Genomic DNA, 17,076 nt, shown 5'->3' with positions numbered 1-17,076 from the left:
GAAAACATCGGCGCGGATGCGTAGATCTCCCGTAGAGGGGCGCGTAGGCACGGCGAAACTGCGGTCAGATCGCAGGTGATCTGACCGCAGTCTCGACTAGGTGCGGTTACCCGGCTTCGACGGTCGTGGTCTCGATCGACCTCTGGCCGCCGCCGTGGGCGACATCGATCTTGCGCGGCTTGGCGCGTTCGGCCATCGGGATGGTCACGGACAGCACGCCGTTCTCGTAGGTCGCCGAGATGGCCGACGTGTCAATACCATCGCCAAGGGACAGCTGCCTGCGATACGTGCCGAAGAACCGCTCGTTGGCCAGCCACTGCACGCCGTCGTCCGACCGTGCGGTGCGGTGTGCCGAGATGGTCAGCGTGCCGTTGTCGACGTTGACGTCCACTGAGCCGGGATCCACGCCGGGCAGATCGGCGGTCAGCAGGTAGTGGTCGTCGACCTTGCACAGGTCCATCGGCATGAACCGGGGGGAACGATTTGATCCGGTCTGGTTCGTCAGCAGGCCCCGGGTCAGAGCATCAAGTTCGGTGAACGGATCAAAGCGAAGCACAGTAATTCACCTCCTATATCACTCAGAGCCCGCCACCCTGGCGGGCAGCCAAATCACTGTGCGCACCTGCTACTTTAGCACTCGCCACAAGAGAGTGCTAGAAAAATTTTCACGTGATTTCGACGGCTGAGACCTGCGCGCCGGCCAGCGGTCGACGGCATCGGTCGCATGCGAAGACGGCGGTGAAGTCCTGCCCGCAGGCGGTGTGGGTCAGCAGCACCGCGGGGCCGTCGGGGTCGGTGAACCACCTCTGGGCCCACTGCAGGGCGGAGATCAGGATCGGGAACAGGGCACGGCCCTTGTCGGTCAGCTCGTACCGGTTGCCGAGGTCAGCAAGCACCCCGTTGGCGGTGAACGTGGCCAGCCGGTCGGCGATCGATCCGGGTGGCGCTCCGAGTTGAGCCTGGAAGTCGGTGAACCGCCGAACACCGACGAATGCCGCCACCAGCAGCGCGAACCCCCAGCGGTTCCCCACGACGCTCATCGTCTGCGGGAACAGACCCGCGGCCGCGTGCTGATCGGCCTCCGAGCGCCGGCGCGTCGCGGTGGCCGAGGGCACCGACCGCTCCCACGACCCGGTCGGACCCCATTGCGGGACAACGTCTTTGTCCCCGGCAGTCTCGCCGCACGAACGGCACGTCACCATCGGTGTGAAATCGGCGCCGCATGCGGTATGGCGCATGGCGGGCAGGGGATCGGCGTGGTCGGGGACCCAGTGGCGCTCCCACTCCCAGATCGACAGCAAAACGGGCCACAGCGATCGGCCGCGCGGTGTGCCGATGTACTCGAAACGCGCTGGCCCCTCGTGGTATTGGCGACGCTCGAGCAGTCCCGCGGCGGTCAGCGTCCGGAGTCGGGCTGTCAGCACATTGTTGGAGATCGGCAGGCGGGACTTGAAGTCACCGAACCGGGTCGCCCCCAGGAGCGACTGCTGCATGACGAGCAGCGTCCACTCGTCGCCGAGCAAGCCGAGCATGCGGGCGACGGCGTTCGGCTCGGGCACGGGCTCGGGCGGAGCCACCTACAGGCCGACGGCCTCGGCTGCCGAATCGGATTCCCGCCACCGCCGCAGCTCGGATCCCGAAGCCCACGTCGAGTGGGTCCCGCTGGAGATGCGTTCCGGCAGCGCCAGTTTGCACGCTGGCCCGTCGTCGACCCGGGCCGCGTCGAACACCAGACAGTAGGAGGCGTCGGCGTTCATGTCGGTGGTGAGGGTGACCAGGTAGCCGTCGTCTTCGGCGGCGGCATTCGACCTGGGTGCCATTGCGGTCTCGCTGCCGTACACCCCGTCGGGGAGGCTGAACCGCTGTTCGGCGCCGGTGCGCAGATCGTGTTTGACCAACCCGTCGAACAGGAACCAGCCCGGCTTACCGGTGGCCGCGTACGTGTAGCGGTAGGGGAGCCCGGCGTAACCGCTGTTGACCGTGCCGAATTCGGTGATGGAGTCGGTCAGCGGCTCCTCGGTGGTCTGTCCGGTGACGAGGTTGAACCGCCAGCGGTGCAGCCGGGTCTGCAGCCGGTCCAACGCCAGGAACCGAAATGCCCGCTGCCACCGGTCGCCTGCCCTCGTGTCGACCGGCGACGGGTCGCCTTCGAAGAAGCCGTCGAGGACGATCTCGTCACCGTCCTCGTAGGCGTTGGTGAAGTGCAGCACGAACGTCGGGTCGGCTTCGAACCACCGGATGTCGGCGGGTCCGCCGCGGCGGGGGACCACGGCGAACCGCGACGGCATGTCGGGGTGAAAGCCTGGGAAGTGGATGCCGGCTTCGAGCAGCGTGGGATCCCAGAACATCGGAAAGTCGTTGAGGATCGCGTAGTTCTCGGTGAACGCCATGTCGTGCGGCAGTCGCGGGCCGGGTAGGGGGATGTCGGTGAGGTGGACGAGGTTGCCTCCGTCGTCGACCACGCCGTAGCGCAGGTACGGGGCCTGCTTGCTGTACGAGAAGAACAACAGCTCGCCGGTGCGATCGTCGACCTTCGGGTGTGCCGAAACGCCCCAGTCCGCGGGGAACCTCCCGTGCCAATCCTCCTTGCCGAGGGTGTCGCCGGAGAAGGGGTCGATCCGGTACAGATCGCCGCACTGATAGTGGCTGGTGAGCGCGACACCGCGATGGACGATGACGTCGGTGCTCGACGCGTCCTTCATCAAAGTCCGTGCGCCCCAGCCGTGATCACGCTTGGCCAGCTCGATCGGCTCGGCCAGCCCTGGCCACAGCGGGCCGCCTGCATCGTTTTCGGCGAGCAGGCCGTCGGTGCGGACAAAGCGGTTGCGGTAGAACGCCTTTCCGTCGCGGAACCCGACGACGTGCACCATTCCGTCACCGTCGAAGGGGTGGTAGAACTTCAGCGCCGGGTGCAGCGGATTCTCGGTGTTGCGCAGGTAGACACCGTCCAGGTCGGGCGGGATCTCGCCCTCGACCACCGCGAGATCGTCGGCGTCCCATTCGGTGTTCTGGGAACGCCACGGTCCGGTGCGGTACGGGTGGTCGTCGTCGTCGGGAAGCGTCGACAGGTACTTGCCGACGATCTCCACATTCGCGCTGCCCATGTCAGGCCCTTCCGACGATGAAGCTGACGGTGGTGGCGGTACTACCGCCGAAGTTCAAGGTGCCGAACGTCGTTGCGCCCTCGACCTGGTAGTCGCCGGCGCCGCCGCTGACCTGCTTGGCCGCATCGAGCAGCATCCGCACCCCGGAGGCGCCGACCGGATGGCCACCACCGATCAGGCCGCCGCTGGGGTTGATCGGCAGCCGTCCGCCGATCTCGATCTCGCCGTTCTCGATGGCCTTCCACGATTCGCCAGGCCCGGTGAGACCGAGGTGATCGATTGCAAGGTACTCGCTGGGGGTGAAGCAGTCGTGGACCTCGAACCCGTCGACGTCGTCGAGCGTGACGCCTGCGCGACCGAAGGCGTCGAGCACCGCACCACGCACATGCGGCAGCACGTACGGATCGTCGGCGGCACGGTCGAGTTTCTGCTGCAGGCCCAGCCCCACCGTCCGGTGGCCCCAGCCGGCGATGCGGCCGAGCGGACGCAAGCCCGGATGGTCGCCAAGGAATTCGTCGGTGACCAGGACGACGCCGGCGCCGCCGTCGGTCAGCTGGCTGCAGTCGAATCGACGCAACCGTCCTTCCACGACCGGGTTGGTGGAGTCGTCGTCGGTCAGCGGATCCGGCACGTTCCATCCGCGAGTCTGCGCATTCGGGTTCGCGCGCGCGTTGGTGAAGTTCAGTGCCGCGATGGCGCGCAGGTGCGATTCGTCGATGCCGTAGCGCCGGTCGTACTCGGCGGCCACCCGGTCGAACATGTGAGGCCACATGAACGTCGCGTCGACGCCCTCGTGACCGGTCCACGCGGCGGCGCCGAGGTGCCGGGCGCCGGTATCCCCTGCGACGGTCTTCTCCAGCTCGACACCGAGCACCAGCGCCGACCGGTAGGCCCCCGACCGCAGATCCGCAATGGCAGACAGCGCTGCGACGCTGCCCGACGCACACGCGGCTTCGTGCCGTGTCGCCGGCTTGCCCCACAACCCGGCGTGCACCGAGGCCGGCATCGCCCCCAGGTGCCCCTGGAACGCGAAGAGTTCGCCGAACGCGTTGCCGACGTGCACCACCTCGACATCGCGGGCGTCGAGCTTGGCCGCCGCCAGCGTCGACTCGACAACTTCGCTGGTCAGTTCGGCGAAGTCCCGTCCCTCGCGCGTGAGATTCCTGGCGAAGTCGCTCTGATAGCCGCCGAGGATCCAGACATCGGATGCGCCCACAGCCGCGAGGCTACTACAACTAAGAGAGCGACTGTGCGGCGAACGGCTATAGAGGTCGGCCCCGTCGGCTGCTGTCTTAACCGACGAGACCTCAGCGCGAGAAACGGTCGACCGTCACCCGAGCTTGCACACGACATGCCCACTGACCCGAACTGCAAACAATCGTGTAGTCAGGCGACCGATAGGGAAGACTTCCTGGCATGACCCCGTCCTCCCGCACCCATGACCTGGCCGAGCGAATGGCCGAGTTGGCGCGCGCTTCGGCCCCGCCGAGCACGGTCAACGAGGTGCTCGACGATGTCACCGACACCGCGCGTGAGCTGATTCCGGGGGCGGACACCGTAGGTGTGCTCTTGATCGGTCGGGGAGGAAAGTTCGAATCGCTCGCGGGCACGTCGGAGTTGCCGCACACGCTCGACGAAATCCAGATGCAGTTCGGCGAAGGCCCCTGCGTGGAGGCCGCGCTGGACGAATCGATTCTGCGGACCGACGACTTCCGCGCGGAGGACCGCTGGCCACTGTATTCGGCCGCCGCGGTCGAGCACGGCGTTCTCAGCGGACTGTCGATCAAGCTGTACACGGCCGATCGGACCGCGGGAGCGCTGAACATGTTCAGCTTCAAAGCGCGCGCTTTCGACGCGGACGACGAGATGATCGGCACAGTTCTGGCAGCGCACGCCGCCGCGGCACTGCTGGCCAGCCGGGAAGGCGAACAGCTGAAGTCCGCGATGGCCACCAGGGATCGCATCGGCCAGGCCAAGGGCATCATCATGGAGCGATACGGCGTGGACGAGGTGCGGGCGTTCGAGATGCTCAAACAGCTCTCACAGGACAGCAACGTCAAGCTCGCGGACGTCGCGCAGCGCGTCATCGACACGCGCAGCGGTATCTGAACCCGCGAGCGGCCTACAGGATCCCCCGTCGGCGGCTGGTGACTTTCGACTCTTCGGTTCGCGCGCTGCACCGCCGAGCATTGTGGGCGGGGCGTAATCGACGCCGATCAGGAGGGGCAGATGAGCGCAACCGCAGCGACGCCGGTCGCGCGCGGTGTCGTGGTCGGGGTGGACGGGTCTCCGGCCTCCCGAGCGGCGACCGACTGGGCGGCGCGCGACGCAGCGTTACGCGGTGTGCGCCTGACCGTCGTCCACGTGCTGCCGTCGACCACCAGTGGCGCGTGGGCGGACCTCCCGATGTCGGGTCAGTTCGCCGCCGAGCGGGAGCGTCGCGGGAAGGCCGTGATCGAGGACGCTCTCGGGCTCGTTCGTGATGCCATCGGCGCCACACCCGGCATCGAGGTCGACCATCGCATTCTCGCCGGCGCCACCGTTTCGTCGCTCGTCGACTTGTCCGAGGGCGCCGAGCTGACCGTCGTCGGCTGCCGCGGCCTGGGAGGTGTCAAAGGCCTGCTTCTCGGCTCGGTCAGCTCCGGTCTTGTGCACCACGCGCACTGCCCGGTGGCCGTGATCCACGACGAGGACCCCCTGATGGACCATCCGGCAGCGGCCCCGGTGGCGGTCGGCATCGACGGCTCGCCAGCCTCGGAGTTCGCGACGGAGATCGCCTTCGACGAGGCCGATCGTCGCGGGGTGGGGCTACTCGCCGTTCACACATGGACGGGCACCGGAGACTTCGGCGTGCGAGAAGGCGGTGCGCGGGCGGATGAAGAGCTCGCGCAGCGCCTTTCCGGCTGGAACGAGCGCTATCCCGATGTCGTCGTAAAACGCATCGTCGGCCCGGGCAATCCGGCTCGCCGGCTGCTCGAGGAATCCGAACGCGCCCAGCTTCTCGTGGTGGGCAGCCGGGGCTTCGGCGGGTTCGCCGGGATGTTGCTCGGATCGGTGAGCTCGGCCGTCGCCCAGGCCGCACGCATGCCGGTCATCATCGCTCGGCGCTGAAGGGACTTTCGCCTCTACGCCGGGCATGCGACACCGGTCATCATCACTTCAGGAGCGAAACGAACCTCGAAGGTGATGACAGGAGTCACGATGCGGACAGGTGCAGTTGTGGTCGGCGTGGACGGCAGCGATGGTGCGGTCAACGCGGCGCGATGGGCGGCCGCAGTGGCTTCGGCGTACGAAACGTCGTTGCACATCGTGCATGCGTTGCCAGCAGTCGGGCACAACCTGACGGACACTGTCGCCGCAATGCGAGCGGCCGTCCTCGAGCACCAGCGCGAGAGTGCCGACGCAATTTTGCGCCGCGCGGAGGAGATCGTGCGCTCGCAACACAACGAACTCGAGGTGACGACTCTGGCCACCGATGTTCCGGTCGCCGAGGTGCTGGTGGAACTCGGCAGGACCGCACGGATGATCGTGGTGGGAAACGATGAAGTCACCGCTGCGGGTGCGCTTTTGCTGGGTTCGACGACGCTGGCGGTGGCGACGCGCGCGGACTGCCCCGTTGTCGCTTGGCGAGGGCCGAATGTCGTTCCGACGGGCGATCCGGTAGTTGTCGGGGTGGACGGGACGCCGTCGTCTCTGGCGGCTCTGGAGAGCGGGTTCGAATTCGCCGAACGGTTCAACGCGAAGTTGGCGGCCGTACGGTCGTGGTCGTCGCCGCTGCGCGCGGTGGCTGCGCGACTGCCTCTGCTGATCGACTGGGATGCGCTGGCGACGGCGGAGTGGGCGCAGCTGACGAACGATGTCGACCGATTCAACCAGCGCTACCCACAGGTTTCCGCGCCGTGCTTCGTCGAGAACGCGAAACCTGCTGTCGCGCTGATGGATCGGTGTAAGGCCGACGGCGCGCAGTTGCTGGTGGTTGGAAGCTACGGGAAGACTGTGCTGACCAGCGCCATCCTGGGCTCGACCGCGTTGAATCTGTTGCAACACGCCACCGTTCCGGTCATGGTCTGCCGGCCGCGTCGATGATGCCGGCTGCGGTAAGGGGCCTTCCGACCCTGTTGCCGAGAGCGTGGCTGAGAGAGGGTGTACGTATGACGACCCCGTCGGTTACCGCGAGCACCCGCCGAGACCCGTTCAGTGGCAACGGGAATCTTCATGCGGAGATACATGAGACACACACGGGGCTGGTCGCTCTCATCGGGGACCGGGCATACAAGACGAAGAAAGCGATCGTCACGGATTTCCTGGACTTCAGCACCCCCGAACGTCGCGAGCAGGCGTGTCAACGCGAAGTGACCCTGAATCGTAGGCTGGCGCCGGACGGCTATCTCGGCGTAGGTCACTTCGCTTCACCGGGTGAACCCCCCGAGCCGGTCATCGTGATGCGCCGCTACCCGGAATCCGCGCGGCTTGCCGCGCTGGTACGCAACGGCGATCCCGTCGACGGATGCCTCACCGCCATCGCAGACCGGTTGGCGCGGTTCCATCGAAACGCGCTCCGCAGCCCACAGATTGCAGAACAGGCGACGGTCGCCGCCGCCTTCCAGCGCTGGCACGAGAACCTCGACGAGTTGAAGCGATACACCGACAGGGTCATCCCGGAGGCGACGCTTCGCGAGGTCACGTGCCTGGCGGACCGGTACCTGGCCGGCCGTGACCAGTTGTTCATGCAGCGGATCGCGTCGGGTCGCGTCGTCGACGGCCACGGGGACCTGCTGACACAGGACATCTTCTGCATGCCAGACGGTCCGGTGATGCTGGACTGCCTGGAGTTCGACGATCGACTGCGCTACGTCGACGGTGTCGACGACGCCGCCTTCCTCGCGATGGACTTGGAGTTTCTCGGACGAAAGGACCTCGCAGATCACTTCTTCGAAGAGTACCTTCGGCGGGCCGACGACCCCGCACCGCGATCGCTGAGGGACTTCTGCGTTGCGTACCGCGCTGTGGTGCGAGCGAAAGTGGACTGCATCCGCGTCGGTCAAGGGCACGCAGAAGCGGCTTCCGACGCCGTGCGGCACCTGAACATCGCGCTGGCACACCTGAGATCGTGCACCGTCCGGTTGGTCATCGTCGGCGGCGGGCCGGGCACCGGCAAGACCACCGTCGCGCACGGATTGGCCGAACGGGTGAACGCCCGGGTCGTCTCCACCGACGAGGTGCGGCGCGAGCTACAACGGTCGGGCGTCATAGCGGGCAAGGCGGGCGAACTGGGTGTGGGACTGTATGCACCCGAGAATGTGCGCGCGGTCTACGACGAGGTACTGCGTCGAGCGCGCGCTCTGCTGTCCGCGGGTGAGACCGTCGTGCTCGACGGCACCTGGCGCGATACGCAGCAGGAGGAGAGGGCGTATCGGCTTGCTACCGAAACATCCTCGTCCGTAGTCTATTTCGTGTGTTCGCTGTCGCCGGAGGAAGCCGCCGAACGGGTCGTGGCCAGAGGGCCGTCGAGTTCGGATGCGACACCACAGATCGCCGTTGCGCTTGGTGGCGACGCGGGCCCCGATCGATCCCACCGACTTGACACCGCCCGTCCGCTTGCGGACTCGGTGGACGAGGCGCACCGGGTATTCCGCCAGGTTGTCGATGACGGTCTTGTCCACGGCCCTTGACGCGAGAACCCTGCCGGGCGAGTCCGCTTACGGGGGATCGCCGACGCGTAACATCGGCCCCGACGGCTGGTGGTGAGTCGATGAGGATCGGAACGGCGAAGCGGTGACGAACAGAGCGGGACCCGGGGACGACGCGAGTATGCGATCGCTCCGGGACACGTTGTCGCAGTTGCGCCTTCGTGAGCTTCTGTCCGAGGTCCAGGACCGCATCGAAGAGATCGTCGAGGGACGGGACCGGTTCGACGGACTGCTCGAGGCGATGCTCGTCGTCACCTCAGGCCTCGAACTCGACGAAACCCTTCGCACCATCGTGCGAACGGCCATCGATCTGGTCGATGCGCAGTACGGGGCGTTGGGCGTGCGGGGTCGAGGCCACGAACTCGTCGAGTTCGTCTACGACGGGATCGACGACGCAGCAGCCCGAGCGATCGGCCATTTGCCGGAGGGGCGGGGTGTTCTCGGCCTCCTCCTCGACGACCCGAAGCCGATCAGGGTCGACAACATCGCGCATCACGCTGCGTCCGTTGGGTTTCCGCCGAACCATCCGCCGATGGTCACCTTCCTCGGCGTACCGGTCCGAATCCGCGACGAGGTGTTCGGCAACCTCTATCTGACCGAGAAGGCCGGTGGTCAGCCGTTCAGCGAGGACGACGAGGTCCTCGTCCGGGCGCTCGCGGCGGCCGCGGGCATCGCGATCGAGAACGCCCGGCTCTACCAACAGGCCAAGCACCGGCAGTCGTGGATCGAGGCCACCCGCGACATCGGGACCGAACTCCTGTCGGGAACCGAACCGGTGAAGGTGTTCCGGCAGGTCGCCGACAAGTCACGTCAGCTCAGCGGGGCCGGTCTGACCGCGGTGTTCGTTCCGACCGACCGCGACGTGCTGCCTTCGGAGGCGACCGAACTCGTCGTCGCCGCCACCGCGGGCGACGTTCCCGCACTGGGCGTGGACACGGTTCCCGTCGCGGATAGCCCGATCGGGCAGGCGTTCACCCAACGCACGCCGATGAGGTTCGACGGCCTCGGGCTCGGTGTGGATGGGGCCCAGACGGGTCCCGCGCTGTTGCTACCGCTGCGCGCGGGCGACGCCGTTGCCGGTGTCCTGGTTGCGCTTCGGCCGGTCGGCGCGTCGCCGTTCACCGACGAGAACATGGACATGATGGCGGCCTTCGCCGACCAGGCGGCGTTGGCGTGGCAGTTGGCCAGCACCCAGCGCCGGATGAGAGAGCTCGACGTGCTGACCGATCGCGACCGCATCGCCCGCGACCTGCACGACCACGTCATCCAGCGGCTGTTCGCCGTGGGCCTGGCCTTGCAGGGGACGATCCCACGAGCGCGCACTCCGGAGGTGCAGGAGCGGCTCACCGGCTGCGTCGACGACCTCCAAGAGGTCATCCAGGAGATCCGCACCGCGATCTTCGACCTGCACCATGCGCAGCCGGGTGTCACGCTGCGGCAGCGGCTCGACGAGGCGATCGATCAGTTCGCCGACCCGGATATGCGGACCACAACGAATTTCTCGGGTCCGCTGTCGGTCGTGAGCGACAAACTCGCCGAGCACGCGGAAGCGGTGGTGCGTGAGGCGGTCAGCAACGCCGTGCGGCACGCGAACGCCAGTACGTTGCAAGTCGGCGTGACGGTCGGGGACGACCTGTGTATCGAGGTCGTCGACAACGGGTGTGGCATCGCCGCCGACGTGACACCGAGCGGGTTGGCCAACCTCCGCGCCCGCGCCGAGGAGGTCGGTGGCCAGTTCTCCGTCGAGGGCGCCTCGCACGGCGGAACCATCCTGACGTGGTGCGCCCCGCTGACCTGAGGTCTAAACGCCGTCTGAGCTGCGAAAACACGTGGTGCCCCCGGCAGGATTCGAACCTGCGACACCGGCTTTAGGAGAGCCGTGCTCTATCCCCTGAGCTACGAGGGCGGACCGCTGGGAGCTTACCGGCTGGCCGGCCGCTGCGAATCAAACGTCACTGCCGGAAGCCCCCGTCGATTACGCTACTTTAAGTTCCGTAATTGGATGCGGCCGTCGCGGTCAGGAGGAGATGTCGTGCGCAGTCGCTACGCCGGCACGCCGTTCACAACGCCCACCGACGAAATCCAGCGGGCGCTCGAGGACGTCAGCGTCCCGACGCTGCTACTCAGCCTCGTGCACATCACCGGCGACACCCGCTTCATCCGCGACTACGCCCAGGTCGGGTTGTTCCTCAACGAGGTGCAGGGCTTCATGTCTGAAGAGGACAAGGCTCGGGCCAGGGCCGAGGCGCTGGAGGTGATCACGGCCTACCGTGACCGCGGCTGCCCCGAACCCGCACCGCTGGACGCGTCCATCGTCAAGCAGATGATGGATTGGGCCGCATGCGAACCCGTCGGCGAGGAGTATTTGCCGCTGTTGACCGAGGAACTCGACCTCGACGGCGTTGACCCCCGCAAGCCCGAATCCATCGATCCAGACGCGGCGGCAACGCTTCCCGTGCTCGTCATCGGCTGTGGCGAGTCCGGACTGCTCGCCGCCATCCGGCTCAAGCAGGCCGGTCTGCCGTTCACGGTGGTGGAGAAGAACGCAGGCCCCGGCGGAACCTGGTGGGAGAACAGCTATCCGGGCGCCCGCGTCGACGTGGCCAACCACTTCTACTGCTACAGCTTCGAGCCCAGCAACAAGTGGAGCCACTACTTCGCCGAGCAGCCCGAGCTGCGTCAGTACTTCGTCGACGTGATGGACAAACACGGCATCGGCGAGCACGTGCGGTGGGAGACCGAGATGGTCTCGGCCGAATGGGATGACGACTCGGGGACCTGGTCGGTCGCGGTGCGCGCGAAGAACGGCCGGGTGTCCAGAATCTCCGTGCGCGCGATCATCAGCGCGGTCGGCCAACTCAACCGGCCTCAGATCCCCGACATCGAAGGGGCTGACACGTTCGCCGGACCGGCCTTTCACTCCGCGGCGTGGAACCACGGCGTCGACGTCACCGGCCGCCGTGTCGCGCTGATCGGCGCGGGCGCGAGCGGTTTCCAGATCGCGCCCGCGATCGCCGACCGGGTCGAGAATCTCGACGTCTACCAGCGCACCGCCCAGTGGATGTTCCCGAACCCGATGTACCACAACGAGGTTGGCGACGGCACCCGCTGGGCGATGGAACACCTGCCGTTCTACAGCCGCTGGTACCGGTTCCTGCTGCTGTGGCCGGGCGCCGACAAGGGCTTGGACGCCGCACGTGTGGATCCCGCCTACGAGCAAGGCGATTACGCGGTCAGCGACATGAACGCCGCCGCGCGGATGATGTTCACCGACTGGATCACCACCCAGGTCGAGGGGGACGAAGAGCTGCTCGCCAAGGTTCTGCCCGACTACCCGGCGACGGGTAAGCGCACGCTGCAGGATGACGGCACCTGGTTGCGAACCCTTCGCCGGCACAACGTCGATTTGATCCGCACGCCGATCGAGCGGATCACGCCGACGGGTGTGGTGACCGCCGACGGCCAGGAACGGCACGCCGATATCATCGTGTACGCCACCGGTTTTCGCGCGACCGAGGTGCTGTGGCCGCTGCGGATCACCGGCCGCGACGGCGACGGCAATCCGATCGACCTGCGCGACGTCTGGGGCGACCGGCCGTACGCGTACCGAGGGATCATGGTTCCGGGCTTCCCGAACTTCTTCCTCACCTACGGCCCCGGCACGCATCTGGCACACGGCGGCAGCCTCATCTTCAACTCCGAATTGCAGATGCGCTACATCGGCCAGTGTCTGCGCGCCCTGGCCGACGGGCTGCACTCGATCGAGCCGAAGGCCGACGCCACCGACGACTGGCGTCGCCGGTCACAGGAGGCGATCAAGATGACGGTCTGGTCGCACCCGTCGATCGAGCATTCCTACTTCAAGAACGCCCGCGGTGAGATCCACACCGTCAGCCCGTGGAAGCTCTACGAATACCACGACGCGGTGCGTGAACCGGAGTGGTCGGACCTCGTGCTGCGGTCGGTTGAATCCGTTGTCGCACAAGCGCGAAACTCTTAAAGCTCGGCGATCACCTTCGCGAACGGCTCGGCGTGCAGCTGCTGGACGGTGATGTAGCTGATGCCGTACGTCTCGCGGTAGCCGCGCAGCGTGTCGGCGATCTCGCTCGTCGACCCCGACAACACCGCGGGGGTAGCCAGCAGTTCCTCTTCTGACAAGTGGGGGAGGAACCGGCTCGTGATCGACAGGTCGGGCCTGCCGGAATCGTCGGTCGGCATGGCGGTGACGGCGATGTTGAGCTCGAGGTCATCGAACCGGTCACCGGCCGCTTGGCGCAGGAACGCGATGCGGTCGGCGAGCGGATCGGACGTCGCGGTGATCGGGGCGCCGCCGGTCAGCCCGATGATGTCGGCGCGCTGAGCGGCCAGCGTCAACAGCTTGTCGCCGTTTCCCGCGATGAGGATCGGCACATCGGGCGCGTGCCCGTTCACGTGCTCGGTCACGTGGCGCAGCCAGTCCACTCTCTGACCGGCCGAGGGATACGGCAGCTCGGCCTGTTCGAACTCCTCCTTGACATAGCCGGCGCCGAGCCCGAGGTCGAACCGCCCGCCGCAGAGATCACGCAGCGTGGTCACCTCCCGCGCGAGCAACGCGGGCCGGTAGAAGCCGGCATTGAGCACGAACGTGCCCACGCGGAGCCGTTCGGTCGCCATCGCCATCGCCGTCATCATCGGGAACGGCGCGGTCGTGTAGAGGTGGTCGGCGACGTGGACGATGTCGTAGCCCATGTCCTCGGCGCGGCGCGCCCAGTCCTGCACCGACTTCTGACGGCGCGCGGCCTGCAGACCGACGCCGAACCGGAAGGGTTTGGTCACGGATCGATCGTAGGAGGGTCGCAGGTCGACAAAGGATGTTTGGCGCGCAGAAGCTTCGGGCAATACATCTGCCGCCGACTTCGAATCACCGGAGTCCCCGGACCTGAAGGATTTATTGCCCCGATCCGGCCCGTCGTGAATCATCCGACGGGCCGGATCAATATTTCGGCAACCAGTTGACCCATGGCCACGCATCCCACGATCGGCGTCGAAGAAGAGTTCCTGCTCGTTGACCCCGCGAGCGGGCAACCTGTCGCGCTCAACGAGGCCGTCGCCCGCGAGGCGGTAACGCGCGGTGTGAAGCTGCAACTCGAACTGACCACCTGCCAGGTCGAAACCACCAGCGAGGTGGTCGCCTCCTCCCGCGAACTACGCGACCAGCTGCTGCGGCTGCGCCGACTCTCCGCCGAGGCCGCGGACGCGGCTGGGGCGCAACTGCTGGCGGTCGGGCTGCCGCCCACGCTTCCGCAGGAGTTCCCGATCACCGACACTCCGCGGTACCGGGAGATCGGCGAGAAGTTCGGGATGATCGCGCACGAGCAGGGCATCTGCGGCTGCCACGTGCACGTGGCGGTGCCCAGCCGCGAAGCCGCGATCCGGGTCAGCAACCGGCTGCGGCCCTGGTTGCCCAGCCTGCTGGCGCTGAGCGCGAACTCCGCGATCTACCGCAACTCCGACACCGGCTACGCCAGCTGGCGCAGTGTGCTGTGGGCGCGGTGGCCCAGCGCGGGCCCGCCGCCGCACTTCGACTCCGTCGACGAGTACGACGCCGTCGTGCAGATGATGCAACAGGCGGGCGCGATGCGCGACGACGGCATGGTCTATTGGGATGTGCGGCCGTCGAAGAACTTCCCGACGATCGAAGTGCGCGTCGCCGACGTGCCCGCGACGGCGGCCGAGACCGTCCTGCTGGCCGCGTTGACCCGGGCCGCGGTGATGACGGCGTTGGAGGACGAGCGGCGCGGCGAGCCGACACCGCCGCTCGCCGCGCATGCGCTCAAGGCCGCGTACTGGAAGTCCGCGCGCGACGGCCTCGACGGCGATGCGGTCGACCTGCTGGAAAGCCATCAGCGGGTGCCCGCGCGAGAGCTGCTGGACCGGCTCGTCGAGCACGTACGGCCCGCGCTCGAAGCCGTGGGCGACTACGACCTGGTGTTCGACGAGTTGCGCCGCGTCACCGAACAGGGCAACGGCGCCATCCGGCAGCGGCGGGCGTGGCAGCGCCGCCGGGACGTGGGCGACGTCGTCGCGGAGGCGGCCGATGCGACGCTGGCGGGAGCGTAGGCCGACGGGCCTGGGGTACGCCGAAATCTGCACCAGGGCTGTGATTCCGCGGAAATCGCGACCGTCTCGCAGAAATCGGTGCAGGTATCTATACGAGCGGGAGCTCGGCGAACGGTGCGCTGGTCGGCTCCGCCGAACCGCCGGGCGGTTCGATGGTGAAGGCGAGGGTGCTCGAGTCGCCGATGTCGGGCAGCACGGCCGTCGTCGACGGCGCCACGGACTGCGGGTCCATGGTGCCCGCGGGATGCGGACCCTCAGCGTCGACCAGCCACATCTGGTAGACGGTGCCGGGTTGTGGCGGGGTGACGTTGTTCATCACCAGCACCCCGGCATCCTTCTCGCGCGAGAACACCACCGTCGCGGTGCCGCCGCCCGGAATCTCCCCCGAGACGGTGCGCACGTCGGGCGCGGCGAACACCTGCTCGGCGGTCGAGGGTTTGTCGGCCGGTCGCAGCGCCAAACCGACGCCCAGGGCGCCCGCGCCGACCACGACCACAGCGGCAGCGGCCAGCGCGGTCTTCTGCCAACGCGTCGGCCGCGGCCGCAACTGGCGTACCGGTTCCGCTCGCTCGCCGCCGATCTCGGCCAGCAGGCGCTCGCGCAGATGCGGAGGCGGTTCGGCGGCGGTGGCGGCCGACACGACCGCCATGGCCTCCCGGACATTGCGCACTTCGTCGGCGAAGGCCTGCGCGACGGCGGGGGGTGCGGCCGCGACGCGGCGGTCGACTTCCTCGCGTTCGGAATCCGAGATCGCGTTCAGGGCGTAGGGCGCCGCGAGTGCGCCGAGTTCGCTATCCATGGGCTCGGTCATGCCATCCCCAAGCACTTGCGGAGACCGCGGAGGCCGTCGCGCATCCGCGATTTGATGGTGGCGAGGTTCGCCGACAACCGTTCGGAGACCTGGGCGTAGGTCAGCCCGTCGTAGTAGGCCAGCTGGATGCACTCCCGCTGTACATCCGTCAGCGATCCCAGGCAGTTGGCCACCTGGCGGCGCTCGTCGCGCATGATCACCGAGTCGGCGACGTGATCGGAGGGCAGTTCGACGGTGGCCGCGCCGTAGCGGTCCTCCCGCTGTGTCGCGGCCTGTTCGGACCGCACCCGGTCGACCGCCCGGCGGTGCGCGAGGGTCATCAGCCACGCGAGCGGGGAACCCGCCGAAGGGTCGTAGGTTCGCGCGGTGCGCCACACCTGCAGGTAGATGTCCTGCGTGGTCTCCTCGCTGTACCCCGGGTCGCGCAGTACCCGGGTCACCAGGCCGAACACCCGCGCACGGGTGCGGTCGTAGAAGGTGGCGAAGGCCTCGACGTCCTCCTCGGCAACCTGGCGAAGCAGCTCGTCGAGGTCCGTGGTCACCAGCGGTAGCCTAGCTACCCGCGTGTGCACCGTCATGAATATCGCGATCTGGCCGTGTTGCCGACGAAAGCCGCTGTCGGAGCGACAGTTTCGCCGACCGCTTCGGCGCCGCGCACGAGAGGGACACGCCGCAGCCACAGCGTGAGGTGCTGGAGCCGGTACTCCAGCGCCGTCATCAACGGCGCCAGCGGGGCCTTCGCCTGCATCAGCAGCACCTCGGCGACACCCGCGCGCCTGCGTGCGCCACGCACCGTGGCGATGAACGCCGGGCCGTTGCCGCGGTGCAGCGATACGGTCACGTTCACCTCGTCGCCAGGGTGCGGCGCGCGCACCAGGTAGTGACCGTCAATGCCGTTGAACGGCGACACCCGCAGCCTCTTCGGCGCCATCGACGTCCCGTCCGGGCTCGGCGGCAGCAGATACGCATGCCGTTCACCGCGGTTGTTGTGCATCTCCATGACGATGTGGCGCACGACGCCCGCCGTGTCATGGCACCAGTACAGCGTCACCGGGTTGAACGCGTAGCCGGCCACCCGCGCCTGCAGCAGCGCGGTGACCCGCCCGCCGCCCGGGTCGACACCGCGGTCCCACAGGAATGCGTCGATGCGCTGGCGCAGCGAGTCGCCCGGGGCGCCGTGGAGGTGGTCGCGGGCGTCGAAGCGCGCGAAGGGCCGCAGCCACCATGGGACCCGCGGAAGCCGGTCGACGTCGACCAGCCAGCTGTAACCGTGATGCTCGAAATGGTGGTACACCGGCGCACGACGCAGGTGCGCCGTCCGGGTGCGGTACAGGTAGGAACCATCCACATGGAGGTATTCGGAGCCGCACGC

Annotated in this window: 15 protein-coding genes and 1 tRNA gene; 7 read left to right on the top strand and 9 right to left on the bottom strand. The window is 67.6% G+C overall.

Annotation, left to right across the window (positions count from 1 at the left end):
- Positions 1 to 106: 106 nt before the first annotated feature.
- The 4 genes from A5790_RS01485 to A5790_RS01470 form a co-directional block, all read right to left on the bottom strand.
- Positions 107 to 556 (bottom strand): Hsp20/alpha crystallin family protein, encoded by a 450-nt coding sequence (locus tag A5790_RS01485; protein ID WP_066840873.1) that lies wholly within the window; start codon positions 554 to 556, stop codon positions 107 to 109.
- A 109-nt stretch (positions 557 to 665) separates the two neighbouring features.
- Complete coding sequence (locus tag A5790_RS01480) at positions 666 to 1,532, bottom strand: helix-turn-helix domain-containing protein (protein ID WP_066840939.1); 867 nt, start codon at positions 1,530 to 1,532, stop codon at positions 666 to 668.
- Positions 1,533 to 1,577: 45 nt separating this feature from the next.
- Entirely contained in the window at positions 1,578 to 3,104 is a 1,527-nt protein-coding gene (locus A5790_RS01475) for a carotenoid oxygenase family protein (RefSeq protein ID WP_066840871.1), read from the bottom strand.
- Between the two features lies 1 nt (position 3,105).
- Positions 3,106 to 4,320, bottom strand: a complete 1,215-nt coding sequence (locus tag A5790_RS01470; RefSeq protein ID WP_066840870.1) for an acetyl-CoA acetyltransferase — start codon at positions 4,318 to 4,320, stop codon at positions 3,106 to 3,108.
- Positions 4,321 to 4,520: 200 nt separating this feature from the next.
- On the opposite strand from A5790_RS01470, the gene A5790_RS01465 reads away from it, so the two are divergent.
- From A5790_RS01465 to A5790_RS01445, 5 genes are all read left to right on the top strand, one after another.
- Positions 4,521 to 5,213, top strand: a complete 693-nt coding sequence (locus A5790_RS01465) for a GAF and ANTAR domain-containing protein (RefSeq protein ID WP_066840869.1) — start codon at positions 4,521 to 4,523, stop codon at positions 5,211 to 5,213.
- A gap of 120 nt (positions 5,214 to 5,333) precedes the next feature.
- Positions 5,334 to 6,215 carry a universal stress protein gene (locus A5790_RS01460; protein ID WP_066840868.1) on the top strand — a complete coding sequence of 294 codons (882 nt, stop codon included), beginning with the start codon at positions 5,334 to 5,336 and terminating at the stop codon, positions 6,213 to 6,215.
- A gap of 90 nt (positions 6,216 to 6,305) precedes the next feature.
- Complete coding sequence (locus A5790_RS01455) at positions 6,306 to 7,190, top strand: universal stress protein (RefSeq protein ID WP_082961530.1); 885 nt, start codon at positions 6,306 to 6,308, stop codon at positions 7,188 to 7,190.
- Between the two features lie 65 nt (positions 7,191 to 7,255).
- On the top strand, positions 7,256 to 8,776 hold the full coding sequence (locus A5790_RS01450; protein WP_066840866.1) for an AAA family ATPase: 1,521 nt from the start codon (positions 7,256 to 7,258) through the stop codon (positions 8,774 to 8,776).
- 139 nt (positions 8,777 to 8,915) lie between these two features.
- Positions 8,916 to 10,592 carry a GAF domain-containing protein gene (locus tag A5790_RS01445; RefSeq protein WP_082961529.1) on the top strand — a complete coding sequence of 559 codons (1,677 nt, stop codon included), beginning with the start codon at positions 8,916 to 8,918 and terminating at the stop codon, positions 10,590 to 10,592.
- A 32-nt stretch (positions 10,593 to 10,624) separates the two neighbouring features.
- Here the strand turns inward: A5790_RS01445 and A5790_RS01440 are convergent.
- Positions 10,625 to 10,700 (bottom strand) — tRNA-Arg (locus tag A5790_RS01440).
- 126 nt (positions 10,701 to 10,826) lie between these two features.
- Between A5790_RS01440 and A5790_RS01435 the strand changes: the two genes are divergently transcribed.
- Entirely contained in the window at positions 10,827 to 12,794 is a 1,968-nt protein-coding gene (locus A5790_RS01435; RefSeq protein ID WP_066840935.1) for an NAD(P)/FAD-dependent oxidoreductase, read from the top strand.
- Here A5790_RS01435 and A5790_RS01430 read toward each other — a convergent pair.
- The gene (locus tag A5790_RS01430; protein WP_066840864.1) at positions 12,791 to 13,609 is read right to left on the bottom strand and encodes an LLM class F420-dependent oxidoreductase; all 819 of its coding nucleotides are present in this window, start codon (positions 13,607 to 13,609) and stop codon (positions 12,791 to 12,793) included. The two genes, A5790_RS01435 and A5790_RS01430, sit on opposite strands and share 4 nt — an antisense overlap.
- A gap of 183 nt (positions 13,610 to 13,792) precedes the next feature.
- Between A5790_RS01430 and A5790_RS01425 the strand changes: the two genes are divergently transcribed.
- The gene (locus tag A5790_RS01425) at positions 13,793 to 14,893 is read left to right on the top strand and encodes a glutamate--cysteine ligase (protein ID WP_066840862.1); all 1,101 of its coding nucleotides are present in this window, start codon (positions 13,793 to 13,795) and stop codon (positions 14,891 to 14,893) included.
- A gap of 88 nt (positions 14,894 to 14,981) precedes the next feature.
- Here A5790_RS01425 and A5790_RS01420 read toward each other — a convergent pair whose 3' ends face one another.
- The 3 genes from A5790_RS01420 to A5790_RS01410 are packed head-to-tail and all read right to left on the bottom strand — an operon-like array spanning position 14,982 to position 17,052.
- The gene (locus A5790_RS01420) at positions 14,982 to 15,704 is read right to left on the bottom strand and encodes an anti-sigma factor (RefSeq protein ID WP_066840861.1); all 723 of its coding nucleotides are present in this window, start codon (positions 15,702 to 15,704) and stop codon (positions 14,982 to 14,984) included.
- On the bottom strand, positions 15,701 to 16,282 hold the full coding sequence (locus A5790_RS01415) for a sigma-70 family RNA polymerase sigma factor (RefSeq protein WP_066840860.1): 582 nt from the start codon (positions 16,280 to 16,282) through the stop codon (positions 15,701 to 15,703). The genes A5790_RS01420 and A5790_RS01415 overlap by 4 nt, the downstream gene beginning before the upstream one ends.
- Entirely contained in the window at positions 16,279 to 17,052 is a 774-nt protein-coding gene (locus tag A5790_RS01410) for a DUF1365 domain-containing protein (RefSeq protein WP_066840858.1), read from the bottom strand. Before A5790_RS01410 ends, A5790_RS01415 begins: the two co-directional genes overlap by 4 nt.
- Between the last annotated feature and the right edge of the window lie 24 nt (positions 17,053 to 17,076).

The sequence above is a fragment of the Mycobacterium sp. 852002-51152_SCH6134967 genome (genome assembly GCF_001667105.1).
In the GTDB taxonomy this organism is placed as follows: domain Bacteria; phylum Actinomycetota; class Actinomycetes; order Mycobacteriales; family Mycobacteriaceae; genus Mycobacterium; species Mycobacterium neumannii_A.
Note: the sequence above shows the minus strand (reverse complement) of the source record. Positions and strands in the feature narration are given on the sequence as shown.